The sequence below is a fragment of the Actibacterium mucosum KCTC 23349 genome (assembly GCF_000647975.1).
Classification (GTDB): domain Bacteria; phylum Pseudomonadota; class Alphaproteobacteria; order Rhodobacterales; family Rhodobacteraceae; genus Actibacterium; species Actibacterium mucosum.
This window is the reverse complement of the sequence record NZ_JFKE01000003.1, coordinates 294,351-310,165: the sequence shown is the minus strand read 5'-3', so window position 1 is coordinate 310,165 and position 15,815 is coordinate 294,351. Positions and strand designations below refer to the sequence as shown.

Here is a 15,815-nt window from a genome sequence, read left to right as displayed (position 1 = left end):
TTCTGCTACGTCTTGACTGATTGCAAGGCTTTGTTACCGTATTTCTGACCATTTGGTAAAACATAGCAAAAATATCTCCGTCCGACGATGCCAAAAAGAGCACGCGGAACCCACAGAGAGGAAACAGCAATGGCGCTTGATCGCAAATCCGTCCCGAACGACCTGTCGGCCTTTTGGATGCCCTTCACGGCGAACCGGCAGTTTAAGCAAGCGCCGCGTCTTTTGGTGGGCGCTGATGGCATGTGGTACAAAACCCATGATGGCCGCGACGTGCTGGATGGCACCGCGGGGCTGTGGTGCTGTAACGCGGGCCATAACCGCCCGAAGATCACCGAGGCGATCCGCCAACAAGCCGGTGAGCTGGACTATGCCCCCGCATTCCAGATGAGCCACCCAAAGGCGTTTGAGCTGGCCAGCGCGCTGCGCGATATGGCGCCCGACGGGATCGACCACGCGTTTTTCACCAATTCCGGCTCGGAAAGCGTGGAAACGGCTCTGAAGATCGCCATTGCGTATCACCGCGCGCGGGGCGAGGGCACGCGCACCCGGCTGATCGGCCGCGAAAAGGGCTATCACGGGGTGAATTTCGGCGGCATCTCGGTGGGCGGTTTGGTGAATAATCGCAAGTTTTTCGGCACGCTTCTGAACGGTGTTGATCATCTGCCGCACACGCAATTGGCCGAAAACGCGTTTACCAAGGGCGTGCCGGAACATGGTGCGTATCTGGCTGACGATCTGGAGCGTAAAATTGCGTTGCACGGTGCCGATACCATCGCGGCGGTCATCGTCGAGCCGGTGGCCGGTTCGGCGGGCGTGATCATGCCGCCCAAGGGCTACTTGGAAAAACTGCGTAAGATCACCCGTGAACACGGCATCCTGCTAATTTTTGACGAGGTGATCACCGGGTTCGGGCGCACCGGCGCGGCCTTTGGCGCCGACACGTTTGGCATTCAGCCCGACATGATGACCACCGCCAAGGGCCTGACCAACGGGGTGATCCCGATGGGTGCGGTGCTGGTCAGCGGCGACATTCACGACACGTTCATGACCGGCCCCGATCACATGATCGAGCTGTTCCATGGCTATACCTATTCGGGCAACCCGATGGCCGCGGCCGCCGGTCTGGCGACGTTGGAGACCTATCGCGAAGAGGATCTGTTTACCCGCGCGGCCGACATGGCGCCCTATTGGGAAGAGGCGCTGCATTCGCTGCGTGATTGTCGCCACGTGATCGACATTCGCAATATCGGCCTGATCGGCGCGATCGAGCTGGAACCGATGGCCGGTGAGCCAACCAAGCGCGCGTTTAACGCGTTCCTGCAGGCCTATGAAAAGGGCATCCTGATCCGCACCACGGGCGATATCATCGCGATGTCGCCGCCGCTGATCATTGAAAAAGAACATATTGACCAACTGGTTGGCACGCTGCGCGATGTGCTGACGACGCTCGACTAAGAAAGGAGCCAGCCTGTGCCAGCCCCCGGAGAAAACCTGAGGATCAACGGCGCCCGATTGTGGGACAGCCTGATGGACATGGCCAAAATTGGCCCCGGCATCGCCGGTGGCAATAACCGCCAGACACTGACCGACGAAGATGCCGAAGGCCGCGCGCTGTTCCAAAGCTGGTGCGAGGCGGCAGGCATGACCATGGGATTGGACCAGATGGGCAACATGTTTGCCCGGCGCGAAGGCACCGACCCCGACGCGCTGCCGGTTTACGTGGGCAGCCATCTGGACACGCAACCCACGGGCGGCAAATACGATGGCGTGCTGGGCGTTCTGGGCGGGCTGGAGGTGATCCGCACGCTGAACGATCTGAATATCCAGACCAAACATCCCATTGTGGTGGTCAACTGGACCAACGAAGAAGGCACCCGGTTTGCCCCGGCGATGCTGGCCTCGGGCGTGTTTGCTGGCAAGCATACGCAGGATTGGGCCTATGACCGGGTGGATGCGGCGGGCAAATCCTTTGGGGACGAGCTGAACCGGATCGGCTGGCGCGGTGACGAGGTGGTGGGCGATCGCAAGATGCACGCGATGTTCGAGCTGCATATCGAACAGGGCCCGATCCTGGAGGCCGAGGGCAAGGATATCGGCGTGGTCACCCACGGGCAGGGGCTGCGCTGGGTTGAGTGCACGGTGACGGGCAAGGAAAGCCATACCGGCTCGACACCCATGCATATGCGCAAAAACGCCGGCCGCGGCCTGGCCTTGGTGACCGAGCTGGTGCACGAGATCGCGATGAAGAACCAGCCCGGCGCGGTGGGGGCGATCGGGCATGTGGATGTCTATCCCAACAGCCGCAACATCATCCCCGGCAAGGTGGTCTTCACCATCGATTTCCGCACGCATCTGCTGGACAAGCTGAACGGCATGTATGACGAGCTGATGGCCCGCGCGCCAGGCATGTGCGAAGAAATCGGGGTTGAATTTTCCGCCGAGATCGTCGGCCAGTTTGACCCGCCCGCGTTCGACGAAGGCTGTGTAGGCGCGGTGCGCGACGCGGCCGAGCGGCTGGGATACAGCCACATGGACATCGTCTCGGGCGCGGGGCACGACGCGTGCTGGATCAACGATGTTGCGCCCACGGCAATGATCATGTGCCCCTGCGTCGACGGGTTGAGCCACAACGAGGCTGAAGAAATCAGCCCCGAATGGGCCGCCGCCGGCACCGATGTGCTGTTTCACGCGGTGGTCGAAACGGCTGAGATTGTTGGGTGAATAGCGAACAAGGCTTGTTGTCGGTACAGCGTGTGAGCTTTGTACGCATTGCGTCTGGGACGTTCGGTACCGGAGAGGATGCTGGAAACTGGAACGAATTTGGAATTCGGTGGGAGGACGGTGAAATAGCAGAAGACGCGGTACTGTGTGTAACTGACGGTTACTATGATGGTGAGGATGGTATCGAATTCGAAGGTCTCACCTATTCGCTGGAATTTTCTGGCGACACCGTTGGTGATGTTATCAAGAGGCTTGGTGCATTGCCTCAGTCCAAGCGTCCGCAAAACCACATTGCACTGCGGTATTATGTTGAGTTCGATGCATATTTTGATCCTGACGTGCCTCGGGTTGGCGGCAGATCGAGCTGGGGGCGACGTGGTGGAAGGCCGGATAAACGGGATCCAGATGACTTCTGGATTAAGTGGATGGAGGGGCAGTTTACGGACAAAGGAAACTCGGACGATGGTAGAGGATAGTGGAGCAATGGCGTGAGCCAATTTGGATCGCCTCCTAAAGGAGCGCAAATTCGCTTCGACCTGGCCGCAGCCTTGCGGCTGGACCGCCAGGAAGGCTGCTACAAGGGTGTGGCAAATCACCTTTCGGTGGCTGCCAGCGCAGACAGCAACATGTCTGCGATCAACGCGCGTTGGGCGTACTTGAGCCGCATGCGTGCAGGCGATCTGATTGCAATGGATGCCGGCGATCTTGCTACGAATGCGCGCCCCGATGCCCCGGACCCCAGTCCATGTTCGATCCTCTCTGCGCTGCACCGGCGGCTGCAACTGGCGCGGGTCGCCCTGTATGTTCTCCCGCTCTATGTGATGACGCTGTTTGCCCATTTTACCGAGATGAAGTGGTTACTGGATGCAAAGGAGCCGGTTTATGGCGCTTGAGGTAACGAGGCCCAGCCATCAGCAGCTGATTCACCAAACTGCGCGATGGCGGGCCGAAGGAAACAAGCGGTATGATTTGGCACAACGATATTGGTGATCAATTTGGCAACGGGTAAGGTTTTTAGAAAGCGGCTGCTGCACGGTTGGGTCTTGGCGCCCGGCCTGTTGCTGGCTGGCTGCATGTCGGCCGACCCGGTGGGCTATATCTCGCCCGCGGCCTTGGCGGCACTGCCAGAGGGCACGGATCTGCGCACCGTGGTGCGGCGCGACGACGGCTGTTACTTCATCCAGACCGAGGACGAGTTGAGCGGCTATTGGATCCGGGTGCGCGATGAAAGCGGCACGCAGGTGTGTGATCCGCAATGATCGGGAATGGCCGCATAGATCTTGCACCGTCAGGTGCTGTTTGCGTCGCGAAAGTCGGCGGCCAGCTTTTCGACCCCTTCTTTCAGCGCATCCATGGCCGTGAAATGCGCAATCGCAAGGTTTTCACGGGTCGCGGCAGACCAGATCGCCGTGGTCTTTTTCAGGTTCGGATTGCGCACCATCACGTATTCCTCGTTGATGGCAAACGAGATGGCGTAGGGGATGATGCAGCCCGCACTTTCGCGGCGTTCGGAATAGCGGACGGTCAGCGTGGGACGGCCCGGCGTGGCCTCCATCTGCTCTTTGGTGAGGAATGTCAGGCCCGCGGCCGAAAGCTCACGCCGCACAAAGGCCGAAAAACCGGCCAGATCGGGGTCAGCGTCCAGCGCGCTGCTGTCGAAATAAACGCCGGGATGGTTAACCAGCGGCGCAAGTCGGTCAGCAACCGGCAACTTGTGCAGCTGCGGCACCATCGCCATGACATCGTTGGGCTGAATGTCTGCGTCGGTGATGCCGCGAATGGACGAGATGGTGTTGACCACACGCAGCAACGTGGCGCGCTCATCCTTGGTGATCCGCATCAGGTTGCGCAAGATCGGACGGGCCTGATCAAGACAGCTGAGCGGGTCGCTGCAGCCGGTCGGCAGCGTTCGCGCCTCAACATAAATCCATTCCTTGGACTGCGCGGCCAGTGGCCCGGCCAGTCCCAAGACAACAGCGATTGCACCAATCCAGGGACGAAGACCCAGAATACTCATACACTTGCTCCGATTTCGGGCGTTCGGCCTCAGGCTCGCAGCAGATGTTTAAGGAATCGTAAGTTTTGCCTCGCCAAACCAGCTGGGCAGCCATTCGTGAACGCCGCGCGCGGTGAAACAAGGAGATAGCACATGAGCACAGTGATCAAAGGCGGCACCGTTGTCACCGCAGATCTGAGTTACGCGGCGGATGTTCTGGTTGAGGGGGGCGTGATCACCGAGATTGGCCAGGGCTTGACGGGTGACGAGGTTCTGGACGCCTCGGGCTGTTACATCATGCCGGGCGGGATCGACCCGCACACCCATCTTGAGATGCCGTTCATGGGCACCTATTCCAGCGACGATTTCGAAAGCGGCACGCGCGCGGCCTTGTCGGGCGGCACCACGATGGTTGTCGATTTCGCGCTGCCCAGCCCGGGGCAGGGGCTGCACGATGCGCTGGCCATGTGGCACAACAAATCAACCCGCGCCAATTGCGATTACAGCTATCATATGGCGGTCACCTGGTGGGGCGAGCAGGTGTTCGACGAGATGAAGACGGTGATCGAGAAGGAAGGCATCACCACCTTCAAGCATTTCATGGCCTATAAAGGCGCGCTGATGGTGAATGATGACGAGATGTATGCCTCGTTCACCCGTCTGGCCGAGCTGGGCGGGATCGCGCTGGTGCATGCCGAAAACGGCGATGTGGTGGCCGAGCTGTCGGCGAAACTGCTGGCCGAGGGCAATGTAGGCCCCGAGGCGCATGCCTATTCGCGGCCCAGCCAGGTAGAGGGCGAGGCGACGAACCGCGCAATCATGATCGCCGATATGGCCGGCGTGCCGCTTTACGTGGTGCATACCTCTTGCGAGGAGGCGCACGAGGCCATCCGCCGGGCGCGCATGCAGGGCAAGCGCGTGTGGGGTGAGCCCTTGATCCAGCATCTGACGCTGGATGAAAGCGAGTATTTCAACCCTGATTGGGACCACGCCGCGCGCCGGGTGATGAGCCCGCCTTTCCGCGACAAGAAACATCAAGACAGCCTGTGGGCGGGGCTGCAATCAGGCTCGCTGTCGGTTGTGGCCACCGACCATTGCGCCTTTACCACCGACCAGAAACGGTTCGGCGTGGGCGATTTTACCAAGATCCCCAACGGCACGGGGGGGCTGGAAGATCGCATGCCGATGCTGTGGACGCAGGGCGTGAATACCGGGCGGCTGACCCCGAACGAGTTTGTGGCCGTGACCTCGACCAACATTGCCAAGATCCTGAATTGTTACCCGAAAAAGGGTGCGGTTCTGGTGGGGGCTGACGCCGATCTGGTGGTCTGGGACCCCGAGAAAGAGAAAACCATTACCGCCGGTGCCCAGCAATCGGCCATTGATTACAACGTGTTCGAGGGCCACAAGGTCAAGGGTCTGCCTCGGTTCACGCTGACCCGCGGGCAGGTGGCGATCTATGATGGCGAGGTGCGCACGCAGGAAGGCCACGGCAAGTTCGTGCGCCGCGATACCGGGCAGCCGGTGAACAAGGCGCTGAGCACGTGGAAAGAGCTGACCAGTCCGCGGCCCGTTGAGCGCACCGGTATTCCGGCAACGGGGGTTTAGGAACGTGAAGACGGGGCACGCAGACCCAAAAGCCATCAGAACGCCAATAATTGGCGTTGTGATGGGTTACGTTGTGGCCTGCCTTTATGCCCCTTGGGGCGTGGCTGTGATGTTTGCGGATGAGATGTTTGCGGAGCCCGGGCAACTAAAATCGATATCGATACTTTTCACGGGTCTTAGCCTTATACCTTTTGGATTGGTGATTTGCCTTGCCCCGGCTGTGGTTATGAGGTCCATGTTGGCAACTTACAAACCCTACCAACTTTGGAAATTTGCGGTTTCCGGGGCGCTCGTCGGTTCGGTCGTTGGCCTTCTATTTGTATTTGAGAACGTAATTGTATTGGCAGTTTTGGTCTTGAACGGGGCGATTTGCGGGATGTTTTGGTTCCAGGTGGAGCAATGGGCGCGCAAATGGCGACTTGCTTGGATGATCGAAAAACAGGCAACCAATCCGGGTTGGCAAGGAACCCTTTCCGAAGAATTGAAGAGGGCGCAGCAAAAGGGTTTTGTGGATTGAGAGCGCGCCTTCAACCATCTTCCTGGACCTTTTTCACAACGCGGGCGACCAGTGTGCGAAGGAATGGAAATCTTTGCCGGAGGGGGCAGAAAAATTGATCGGTTTCAGGCCAAGTAGCCCCTGATCTCATCGAAGGGCGGAGGGTTTTCCTCCACTAAGCGACAAGTGTTATCTTTGGTGGATCACTGCCAAGGCACAAAGAAAACAAGGCCCGAAACGGGCGAGGGACAAGACGAATGACGAAGACCAAGGGCACCGAATGACCGTGATCGAAGCCAAATCGCTGGATTTGACGTTCCAGACCAATGACGGCCCGGTGCATGCGCTGAAAGGTGTGGACCTGCAGATCGGCAAGGGCGAGTTTGTCAGCTTTATCGGCCCGTCGGGCTGTGGCAAGACAACCTTTCTGCGCTGTGTCGCGGCGTTGGAGACACCCACCGGGGGCAGCCTGACCGTCAACGGCATGTCGCCGGACGAGGCGCGGCGCAGCCGGGCCTATGGCTATGTGTTTCAGGCGGCAGGGCTTTATCCGTGGCGGACAATTGCGCGCAATATCAAGTTGCCGCTTGAGATCATGGGCTTTGACCGGGCCGCGCAGGAGCGCCGCGTGGACGAGGTGCTGAAACTGGTGGATCTGGAGGGGTTTGGCAGCAAATACCCCTGGCAATTGTCGGGTGGTATGCAGCAACGGGCCTCGATCGCGCGGGCGCTGGCGTTTGATGCCGACATCTTGCTGATGGACGAACCTTTTGGCGCGCTGGACGAGATTGTGCGCGACCATCTGAACGAACAGCTGTTGGCGCTGTGGGCGCGGACCGAAAAGACCATCGGATTTGTCACCCATTCGATCCCCGAGGCGGTGTACCTGTCGACCAAGATCGTGGTGATGAGCCCGCGTCCGGGCCGGATCACCGATATCATCGACAGTCCGCTGCCGAAGGAACGGCCGCTGGATATCCGCGACACGCCCGAGTTTCTGGCCGTGGCGCACCGGGTGCGCGAGGGGCTGCGGGCGGGCCATGCCTATGACTGACGCGCCCCTCATCCGCCGCGCCACGCCCGATGACGCCGCTGCCTGCGCGGCCGTGGTGCATGGCTGGGTGACGGGCACCAGCTGGATGCCCGCGCGGTTTTCGCTGGGCGAGCTGGAGGGGATGATCCGCAACGGGCTGCCCATCCGCGAGATCTATGTGGTGGGTGACCCGGTGGCCGGGTACCTGTCCTTCAACCCCGAAAACAAGCAGGTTGTGGGCCTTTACACCAACGCGCCGGGGCGCGGATTGGGCAAGGCGTTGATGGACCATGTGAAGGCGCAGAACGACTATCTTCAGCTGTGGACGCATGAACCCAACACCGCGGCGCACCGGTTCTATGACCGCGAGGGGTTTTGCCGCGTGGAACGCAACCCCGAAGGCGGCGACGGCCTGCCCGAACTGCGGATGGAGTGGCACGGTGTGCGCGCCGCGCGGCCTGACGATGCCGAGCCCTGCGCGGACATTCTGAACGCGTGGATCGACCGCACCGCGTGGATGCCGCGCGTGCATCCCGATCATGATGTGCGCCGGCATTACCGCGAATTTGTTTTTGAAAACCGCGAGGTTTGGGTGATTGGCGACCCGGTCCAGGCCTTTGTGTCGCTAGACCACGAGGATGGGTTCATCGCGTCGCTTTATTCCGCCCGTCCCGGACAGGGGCTGGGCAAACGCCTGCTGGATCACGCCAAGATGCGAGGCAATGGCTGGAAGCTGTGGACGTTTCAGGCCAACGAGGGGGCGCAACGGTTCTACCTTCGCGAAGGCTTTGCCGAGGCGGCCCGGACCGATGGCGAAAACGAGGAAAACCTGCCCGATATCCTCTATGAATGGAGGGCGGCCTGATGCGGAGCGTCCTGCCGGTTCTGACCGTGATCGCGGCGCTTTTGGCGCTGTGGTACATCGCCGTGGTGCCGATGAACGCCGCCCGCGCGGTGGAGCAGGCGGCGCGCAGCGATGTGACGCTGGGCACCGCCGACCTGATCCGCGCCACGATGGATATGGAACGCCCGCGCCTGCCCAGCCCGCATCAGGTTTTTGCCGAGCTGTGGGACAGCACGGTGGAAAAGAAGGTGACCAGCAAACGCAGCCTTGTGTTTCATGGCTGGATCACGCTGGGTGCCACGCTGTGGGGATTTGCGCTGGGGGTCAGCCTTGGCATCGCGCTGGCCGTGGGCATTGTCTATTCGCGCGTGATGGAGATGAGCGTGATGCCCTGGGCGGTGATCAGCCAGACCATCCCCATCGTGGCGCTGGCGCCGATGATCATCGTGCTGAGCTCGTCGGTGGGGATCGAGGGGCGCGGGGTGCCCAAGGCGATTATCTCGGCCTATCTGTGTTTCTTCCCGGTATTGGTGGGCATGGTCAAGGGGCTGCGCAGCCCCGACCAGATGCAGCTGGACCTGCTGAAAACCTATGGCGCATCGGGGGCGGCGGTGTTCTGGAAGCTGCGGTTGCCCAGCTCGGTGCCGTATCTGTTCACCTCGCTGAAGATCGGCATCGCGGCAGCCTTGGTGGGCACGATCGTGGGTGAGCTGCCGACGGGGGCAATCCGTGGCCTTGGCGCGCGCATCCTGATCGGAGATCAGTTCGGCAACCCGATCATGATATGGTCGGCGCTGTTTGCGGCGGCGATCCTTGCGGGGGCCCTGGTGACGCTCATGAGCCTGCTGCAATCCGTCACCCTGAAACGGATGGGGATGGCGCGATGATGATGGTTTTGTTGGCGGTTCTGGTCTGGCTGGCGCTGTGGGCGCTGAACGTGCGGTTGGCGCGCAGTGCGGCGGGCGGCGTGCGCGCGGCTGTGCCGTTGATCTTTGGCCTGGCCACCTTGATCCTGTGGGAAGGCGTGGTGCGCGGGCTTGAGGTAAGCCCGATCATCCTGCCCGCCCCATCGGCGATTGCGGCGAAATTTGTGACCGAGATCCCAACCCTGTGGGTGGATTTCAGCCAGACGGTTCTGAAAGGCGCGTTGTCCGGATTTGTCATCGGCTGCGCGGCGGCCTTTGCCATGGCGGTGGCGGTAGACCGGTCGCCGTTTCTGCAACGCGGCCTGTTGCCCTTTGGCAATTTCGTCGCCGCCCTGCCCATCGTGGGCACCGCGCCGATCCTGGTGAACTGGTTCGGGTTCGACTGGCATTCCAAGGCCGCGGTGGTGGTTGTGATGGTGTTTTTCCCGATGCTGACGAACACCGTTCAGGGCCTGCGGGAAACGGATGCCATGCAGCGCGATCTGATGCGCACCTACGCCGCCAGCTATTTGCAAACATTGCTGAAATTGCGTTTGCCGGCGGCGATGCCCTTTGTTTTCAACGGGCTTAAGATTGCAACAACATTGGCCCTGATTGGCGCGATTGTGGCCGAATATTTCGGCTCGCCCACGCGCGGGATGGGTTTTCGAATTTCCACCGAGGTGGGACGGCTGGGCCTTGATATGGTCTGGGCCGAAATCGCGGTTGCCGCATTGGCCGGATCGGTCTTTTACGGCACGGTGGCAATGATCGAGAAGGGGGTCACGTTCTGGCACCCCTCGCAACGAGGATAAGAGCAAAACCACAACATGGAGGTTCCAAAATGAACAAGTTTATCGCAAGTGCCGTTGCCGCAACGATGGCCGCCGGCGTGGCAAATGCCGCCGACGACCTGACGCTGCAGCTGAAATGGGTGACCCAGGCGCAGTTTGCCGGATATTACGTGGCGCTGGAGAAAGGCTTTTACGACGAGGCCGATCTGAACGTCACCATCAAACCCGGCGGCCCGGACATCGCCCCCACGCAGGTGATCGCCGGCGGCGGCGCCGATGTGACGGTGGAATGGATGCCCGCCGCGCTGGCCGCCCGTGAAAAAGGTCTGCCGCTGGTCAATATCGCGCAACCCTTCAAAAGCTCGGGCATGATGCTGAGCTGCCGCAAGGATACCGGCATCACCAGCCCCGATGATTTCGGCGGCAAAACGCTGGGCGTGTGGTTCTTTGGCAACGAGTTCCCGTTCCTGAGCTGGATGAGCCAGCTGGGCCTGAGCACCGATGGCGGCGACGGCGTGACCGTTTTGAAACAGGGGTTCAACGTTGACCCGATCCTGAACAAGCAGGCCGATTGCGTGTCGACCATGACCTATAACGAGTATTGGCAGATCATCGATGCGGGCGTGACCCCGGACGAGCTGATCACGTTCAAATACGAAGATCAGGGCGTGGCGACGCTGGAAGACGGGCTGTACGTGCTGGAAGACAAGCTGTCGGATGCGGCCGAAGTTGACAAGCTGACCCGGTTTGTGGCCGCGTCGATGAAGGGCTGGAAATACGCCGAGGCGAACCCGGATGAGGCCGCCGATATCGTGCTGGAATATGACGAAACCGGCGCCCAGACCGAAAAGCATCAGCGCCGCATGATGGGCGAGATTGCCAAGCTGACCGCCGGTTCAAACGGCGCGCTGGACCCGGCCGATTACGAACGCACGGTGGCCTCGCTCTTGTCCGGTGGCTCGGACCCGGTGATCACCAAGGCGCCCGAAGGGGCCTGGACCCATGTCATCACCGATGCCGCGCTGAACTAAGCGGCCTGCAGAAACAGCGAAAAGGCGCCTTTCGGGGCGCCTTTTTTCATGGGGTTGTCGTCGGTGGTCTGGGATGTGGTATCACGGGGGGCAAAGCCCAAGAGGATTGCCATGACCAAACGCCTTGTCACCGCCCTGTTCGTTCTGACCCTTGCCGGATGTATGGAAGCGCCGGTGCTGACCTCATCCGCGGATGCCTGCAACACCGGGCCGGGACAGGTGGGCGATATCTCGCCCGAGGGCTGTTAGGGGCAGACCAGCTCGATCAGGCTGGGCCCGTCCGAGGCAAAGCCATCGGCCAGCGCCTTGTTGAATGCCTCCATCGTGTCGGCGCGGGTGGCGGGCACGCCGTGACCGCGCGCCAGCGAGACCCAGTCCAGCTGAGGCTCGACAATATCGAACATCCGCGCGGCGTTGCGGCCGGGTTGGCCTGCGCCCACGTCGTTCAACTCGCCATGCAGGATCTGATAGCCGCGATTGGCAAAAACCACGACGGTGACGTCCAATTGCTCGCGCGCCATGGTCCACAGCGATTGCAGCGTATACATGGCCGAACCGTCGCCGGTCAGCGCCAGCACCTTGCGGTCGGGCGCGGCCACGGCGGCGCCGGTGGCACAAGGCAGGCAGATGCCGATGGACCCGCCAGTACCGGTCAGCAGGTCATGCGGGCGCGCGCCCACGGTGGGCGGCATGACAACAAAGCTGGAGGTGATGGATTCGTTCATCACGATGGCGTTTTCGGGCAGGTAATGGGCCAGCGACGCCCCAACCTTTTCCAGCGTCACGGCACCGGTGGGCGCATCGGGCAGCGCCAGAGGCTGGGCGTTAAACGGCGCGTCGGCGGGGATGTCCAGCGCCTGGGCCAGTGCCTGGATCGTCCAGGGCGCGTCCATCTGCGGATCGCACAGTTCGTGCACACGGGCGGTGGGCGGTTCGGGCAGGCTGGGCCGGTCGGGATAGGCGAAAAAGGCGACGGGGCGGTTATTGCCGACGCAGATGATCTGGGTCGCGTCTTTCAGCATCTCCATCTTGGGCGGCACAGGGTAGGGCAGCTGCCCCATCACCGGCGTGCCGGCGCCGCGTTCGGCGCGGGCAAAGAACGTATCGGCCATCAGCCGCGCGCCGGTATGGGCGGCGATTTGCCCGGCCAGACGGCGGGCCGGGCCAAACATCGCGCCACGCCCGATGTAAAGGATCGCGCCGGGTTGCGTCAGGGCGGCGGCGGCGGCCTCGACCTGTGCGGCGCTGGGCCGATCAGGGGCCGGGGCGGGTTCGGCCACCAGGGGGGCGCTGCCAGCCTCCCACGCGGTGTCGGCGGGCAGGATCAGCGTGGCGATCTGGCCGTTTTTCGACCGCGCGGCGCGGATCGCGGCGGCGCCGTCGGCGGCCACATCCGTGGCATCGGCGCTTTCGCGCACCCAATGCGACACCGCCCCGGCCACGCCGGGCACGTCCCCGCGCAGGGGGCTTTCGTATTTCATGTGACGGCCCGCGTGGTTGCCCACAACATGCACCATGCCGCTGCCGGCTTTGCGGGCGTTATGGGTGTTGCCAAACGCGTTGCCGAAGCCCGGCGCAAGATGCAGCAGGGTTGCCGACACATCACCCTTCATGCGGAAATAGCCATCGGCGGCGCCGGATACCCCGCCCTCGAACAGGCACAGAATGCAGTTCATGTCGGGGTGATCGTCCAGCGCGGCGACAAAATGCATCTCGGACGTACCGGGATTCGCGAAACAGGTGTCGACGCCGCTGGCCAACAAGGTTTTTACAAGGGACTCAGCGCCGTTCATTTTCATCTCCGCCTTCGATCGTCGAACAACTGAACCACGAATTGAATGGCAATGCACGGGTGAAAACGCCCGGTTTCCCGGGGTGCTTTGCGTCGCGAAAATGTGACAAGACGGTGCAAAAACGCACGTTTCGAAATGATCCCAGGCCTGCCTAAGGTGAAGCGGCGAAAACTTATCTCTCAGGAGGAAATGATGACGATCAGCTTGCAGGTATTGTACCCCATTGGCGATGGGATCAGCTTTGACCACGCCTATTACACAGAAACGCATTTGCCTTTGGTGGCCAAGCATATGGGCCCGCATATGCGGTCGATCCAGGCGAGCAAAGGGTTGTCCGGCGGTGGCGAGGAACCGGCAGGTTTTGCGGTCATCGTCACAATGCTTTTTGAAAACGAGGCGGCCTTGGGCGCAGCAATGGGCGCGGCAGGTCCCGTTCTGGAAGATATTCCCAAATACTACAACGCCGCGCCGCAAATGCTGGTTGGCGAGGTTCTGGACTGACACCCGGTGGGTTGTGACAAAGAAAAAGGGCCAGCGTAAAGCCAGCCCTTTTTGAGTGTTTCATGAGTGGTGTTTTTAGTCTTGCCGGTTCATCCGGTTCTCGATCAGCTCGTCCACCACGCCGGGATCGGCCAGTGTCGAGGTGTCGCCCAGCGCGCCGAAATCATCCTCGGCGATCTTGCGCAGAATGCGGCGCATGATCTTGCCGGAACGGGTTTTCGGCAGGCCCGGCGCCCATTGGATCAGGTCGGGGCTGGCGATGGGGCCGATCTCGGTGCGGACCCAGGTGCGCAGCTCTTTGCGCAGCTCGTCGGAGGGCTCTTCGCCCGACATCAGCGTGACATAGCAATAAATGCCCTGGCCCTTGATGTCGTGCGGATAGCCAACCACGGCGGCCTCGGCCACCTTGGCATGCGCGACCAGCGCGCTTTCGACCTCGGCGGTGCCCATGCGGTGGCCCGAGACGTTGATCACATCGTCAACGCGGCCGGTGATCCAATAGTCGCCATCTTCGTCCCGGCGGCAGCCGTCGCCGGCGAAATAGTAGCCTTTGTAATCCGAGAAATAGGTTTTCTCGAACCGTTCATGGTCGCCCCAGACGGTGCGCATCTGGCTGGGCCAACTGCCTTTCAGGCACAGCACGCCTTCGCAGGGATAGGTGTGGATCTCTTCGCCTGATTGCGGCTCCAGAACCACCGGCTCGATCCCGAAAAACGGTTTCATCGCCGAGCCCGGTTTGGTCGCGTGCGCGCCGGGCAGGGGGGTCAGAAGGTGGCCGCCGGTTTCGGTCTGCCACCAGGTGTCGACGATGGGGCAATTGCCCTTGCCGACCACGTCATTGTACCAGTTCCAGGCCTCGGGGTTGATCGGCTCGCCCACGGTGCCCAGCACCTTGAGGTCGGAAAGATCGTATTTCTGCACCCATTCGGGGCCTTGACCCATCAGCGCGCGGATGGCGGTGGGGGCGGTGTAGAACTGGTTGACCTTGTGCTTTTCGCACACGGCCCAGAACCGGCCTGCATCGGGGAAGGTAGGCACGCCTTCGAACATCAGCGTGGTGGCGCCATTGGCCAGCGGGCCATAGACGATATAGCTGTGCCCGGTGACCCAGCCCACATCGGCGGTACACCAGAAGATGTCGCCCTCGTGATAGTCAAACACGATCTCATGGGTCAGCGCGGCATAGGTGATATAGCCGCCGGTGGAGTGCACAACGCCCTTGGGCTGCCCGGTAGAGCCCGAGGTGTAGAGGATGAACAGGGGGTCTTCGGCGTTCATCTCGGCCGGTTCGAACTGGTCCGAGGCTTCAGCCGCCATCGCGTTGTAATCCACGTCGCGCCCGTCTACCCAGGTGGTCTGGCCGCCGGTGCGTTTGACCACAAGGCATTTCACCGTGTCGGCGGTGTGCAACAGCGCCTGGTCGGCATTGGTTTTCAGAGGCGTCTTGCGGCCGCCGCGCGGGGCCTCGTCGGCGGTGATCACCACCTTGGCGTCGCAACCATTAACCCGGGCCGCCAGCGCGTCGGGCGAGAAACCGGCAAACACGATCGAATGGATCGCGCCGATGCGCGCGCAAGCCAGCATGGCATAGGCGGCCTCGGGGATCATCGGCAGATAGATCACCACGCGGTCGCCTTTTCCAACGCCCAGATCAGCCAGAACATTGGCCATCTTGCAGACATTGCTGTGCAGCTGGTTATAGGTGATGTGCTGGGCGTCTTCGCTGGGATCGTCGGGCTCCCAGATGATGGCGGTCTGATCCCCACGCGTTGCCAAATGACGGTCGATGCAATTGGCCGCGACGTTCAGGGTGCCGTCTTCGAACCATTTGATCGAGACATTGCCGAACTCGTACGAGACATCCTTGACCTTGGTAAACGGTTTGATCCAGGTCGTCCGCTGCGCCTGTTCGCGCCAGAACGCCTCGGGGTCGGCGATGGATGCGGCATACATTTCGTCGTATTTCGCGGCATCGACATGAGCGTTGGCCGCCAATTCTGCGCTGGGCGGATAAGTGGTGTCTGGCATAGGTCTCCTCCCCCGAAAACCGGGTTGTCGTCGTCAATAAATATGCCCGGCCCGACGGCCGGGCA

17 protein-coding genes are annotated in these 15,815 nt (G+C 61.4%); 14 read left to right on the top strand and 3 right to left on the bottom strand.

Translation table 11 applies throughout. The features are described from left to right. Window positions 1–129: 129 nt before the first annotated feature. The 5 genes from ACMU_RS08095 (at window position 130) to ACMU_RS08075 (ending at window position 3,980) form a co-directional block, all read left to right on the top strand. A complete protein-coding gene (locus ACMU_RS08095) occupies window positions 130–1,455 on the top strand; it encodes an aspartate aminotransferase family protein (protein WP_035258235.1) in 1,326 nt (441 codons plus the stop codon). Window positions 1,456–1,470: 15 nt separating this feature from the next. Next, window positions 1,471–2,721, top strand: a complete 1,251-nt coding sequence (locus tag ACMU_RS08090) for a Zn-dependent hydrolase (protein ID WP_035258232.1) — start codon at window positions 1,471–1,473, stop codon at window positions 2,719–2,721. Then, window positions 2,718–3,197, top strand: a complete 480-nt coding sequence (locus ACMU_RS08085) for a hypothetical protein (protein ID WP_035258230.1) — start codon at window positions 2,718–2,720, stop codon at window positions 3,195–3,197. Before ACMU_RS08090 ends, ACMU_RS08085 begins: the two co-directional genes overlap by 4 nt. Window positions 3,198–3,209: 12 nt before the next feature. After that, complete coding sequence (locus ACMU_RS08080) at window positions 3,210–3,614, top strand: class II aldolase/adducin family protein (RefSeq protein WP_152544557.1); 405 nt, start codon at window positions 3,210–3,212, stop codon at window positions 3,612–3,614. Window positions 3,615–3,707: 93 nt separating this feature from the next. After that, window positions 3,708–3,980 carry a hypothetical protein gene (locus ACMU_RS08075; protein WP_152544556.1) on the top strand — a complete coding sequence of 91 codons (273 nt, stop codon included), beginning with the start codon at window positions 3,708–3,710 and terminating at the stop codon, window positions 3,978–3,980. Window positions 3,981–4,009: 29 nt separating this feature from the next. Here the strand turns inward: ACMU_RS08075 and ACMU_RS08070 are convergent, their stop codons facing one another. Next, window positions 4,010–4,738: a hypothetical protein gene (locus ACMU_RS08070; RefSeq protein ID WP_035258225.1), complete on the bottom strand. Its 729-nt coding sequence runs from the start codon at window positions 4,736–4,738 to the stop codon at window positions 4,010–4,012. A 132-nt stretch (window positions 4,739–4,870) separates the two neighbouring features. Here ACMU_RS08070 and hydA point away from each other — a divergent pair, with 132 nt between their 5' ends. From hydA to ACMU_RS19435, 8 genes are all read left to right on the top strand, one after another. Then, entirely contained in the window at window positions 4,871–6,325 is a 1,455-nt protein-coding gene (hydA, locus tag ACMU_RS08065) for a dihydropyrimidinase (protein WP_035258222.1), read from the top strand. Between the two features lie 61 nt (window positions 6,326–6,386). Continuing rightward, a complete protein-coding gene (locus tag ACMU_RS08060) occupies window positions 6,387–6,842 on the top strand; it encodes a hypothetical protein (protein WP_035258219.1) in 456 nt (151 codons plus the stop codon). A gap of 259 nt (window positions 6,843–7,101) precedes the next feature. Next, window positions 7,102–7,875 (top strand): ABC transporter ATP-binding protein, encoded by a 774-nt coding sequence (locus ACMU_RS08055; protein WP_051588166.1) that lies wholly within the window; start codon window positions 7,102–7,104, stop codon window positions 7,873–7,875. After that, a complete protein-coding gene (locus ACMU_RS19710; RefSeq protein WP_081805448.1) occupies window positions 7,868–8,719 on the top strand; it encodes a GNAT family N-acetyltransferase in 852 nt (283 codons plus the stop codon). Before ACMU_RS08055 ends, ACMU_RS19710 begins: the two co-directional genes overlap by 8 nt. Further along, the gene (locus ACMU_RS08040) at window positions 8,719–9,585 is read left to right on the top strand and encodes an ABC transporter permease (protein WP_035258777.1); all 867 of its coding nucleotides are present in this window, start codon (window positions 8,719–8,721) and stop codon (window positions 9,583–9,585) included. Before ACMU_RS19710 ends, ACMU_RS08040 begins: the two co-directional genes overlap by 1 nt. Continuing rightward, the gene (locus ACMU_RS08035; protein ID WP_035258217.1) at window positions 9,582–10,418 is read left to right on the top strand and encodes an ABC transporter permease; all 837 of its coding nucleotides are present in this window, start codon (window positions 9,582–9,584) and stop codon (window positions 10,416–10,418) included. The genes ACMU_RS08040 and ACMU_RS08035 overlap by 4 nt, the downstream gene beginning before the upstream one ends. A 29-nt stretch (window positions 10,419–10,447) precedes the next feature. After that, window positions 10,448–11,428, top strand: a complete 981-nt coding sequence (locus tag ACMU_RS08030) for an ABC transporter substrate-binding protein (protein WP_035258214.1) — start codon at window positions 10,448–10,450, stop codon at window positions 11,426–11,428. A 111-nt stretch (window positions 11,429–11,539) separates the two neighbouring features. Beyond that, the gene (locus tag ACMU_RS19435; protein ID WP_161635648.1) at window positions 11,540–11,677 is read left to right on the top strand and encodes a hypothetical protein; all 138 of its coding nucleotides are present in this window, start codon (window positions 11,540–11,542) and stop codon (window positions 11,675–11,677) included. On the opposite strand, the gene ACMU_RS08025 is transcribed toward ACMU_RS19435, so the two are convergent. Then, the gene (locus ACMU_RS08025) at window positions 11,674–13,221 is read right to left on the bottom strand and encodes an acetolactate synthase large subunit (RefSeq protein WP_035258774.1); all 1,548 of its coding nucleotides are present in this window, start codon (window positions 13,219–13,221) and stop codon (window positions 11,674–11,676) included. The two genes, ACMU_RS19435 and ACMU_RS08025, sit on opposite strands and share 4 nt — an antisense overlap. 192 nt (window positions 13,222–13,413) lie before the next feature. Between ACMU_RS08025 and ACMU_RS08020 the strand changes: the two genes are divergently transcribed. Then, a complete protein-coding gene (locus tag ACMU_RS08020; protein ID WP_035258771.1) occupies window positions 13,414–13,722 on the top strand; it encodes an EthD family reductase in 309 nt (102 codons plus the stop codon). A gap of 75 nt (window positions 13,723–13,797) precedes the next feature. Here ACMU_RS08020 and acs read toward each other — a convergent pair whose 3' ends face one another. Continuing rightward, on the bottom strand, window positions 13,798–15,750 hold the full coding sequence (gene acs / locus ACMU_RS08015; protein WP_035258213.1) for an acetate--CoA ligase: 1,953 nt from the start codon (window positions 15,748–15,750) through the stop codon (window positions 13,798–13,800). Window positions 15,751–15,815 lie beyond the last annotated feature (65 nt).

Excerpts from the sequence above, each read along its gene's own strand:
- ACMU_RS08095 (WP_035258235.1), top strand. The coding sequence starts at position 130 with ATGGCGCTTGATCGCAAATCCGTCCCGAACGACCTGTCGGCCTTTTGG.
- ACMU_RS08070 (WP_035258225.1), bottom strand. The coding sequence starts at position 4,738 with ATGAGTATTCTGGGTCTTCGTCCCTGGATTGGTGCAATCGCTGTTGTC.
- hydA (WP_035258222.1), top strand. The coding sequence starts at position 4,871 with ATGAGCACAGTGATCAAAGGCGGCACCGTTGTCACCGCAGATCTGAGT.
- ACMU_RS08060 (WP_035258219.1), top strand. The coding sequence starts at position 6,387 with ATGGGTTACGTTGTGGCCTGCCTTTATGCCCCTTGGGGCGTGGCTGTG.
- ACMU_RS08055 (WP_051588166.1), top strand. The coding sequence starts at position 7,102 with ATGACCGTGATCGAAGCCAAATCGCTGGATTTGACGTTCCAGACCAAT.
- ACMU_RS19710 (WP_081805448.1), top strand. The coding sequence starts at position 7,868 with ATGACTGACGCGCCCCTCATCCGCCGCGCCACGCCCGATGACGCCGCT.
- ACMU_RS08040 (WP_035258777.1), top strand. The coding sequence starts at position 8,719 with ATGCGGAGCGTCCTGCCGGTTCTGACCGTGATCGCGGCGCTTTTGGCG.
- ACMU_RS08035 (WP_035258217.1), top strand. The coding sequence starts at position 9,582 with ATGATGATGGTTTTGTTGGCGGTTCTGGTCTGGCTGGCGCTGTGGGCG.
- ACMU_RS08030 (WP_035258214.1), top strand. The coding sequence starts at position 10,448 with ATGAACAAGTTTATCGCAAGTGCCGTTGCCGCAACGATGGCCGCCGGC.
- ACMU_RS19435 (WP_161635648.1), top strand. The coding sequence starts at position 11,540 with ATGACCAAACGCCTTGTCACCGCCCTGTTCGTTCTGACCCTTGCCGGA.
- ACMU_RS08025 (WP_035258774.1), bottom strand. The coding sequence starts at position 13,221 with ATGAACGGCGCTGAGTCCCTTGTAAAAACCTTGTTGGCCAGCGGCGTC.
- ACMU_RS08020 (WP_035258771.1), top strand. The coding sequence starts at position 13,414 with ATGACGATCAGCTTGCAGGTATTGTACCCCATTGGCGATGGGATCAGC.
- acs (WP_035258213.1), bottom strand. The coding sequence starts at position 15,750 with ATGCCAGACACCACTTATCCGCCCAGCGCAGAATTGGCGGCCAACGCT.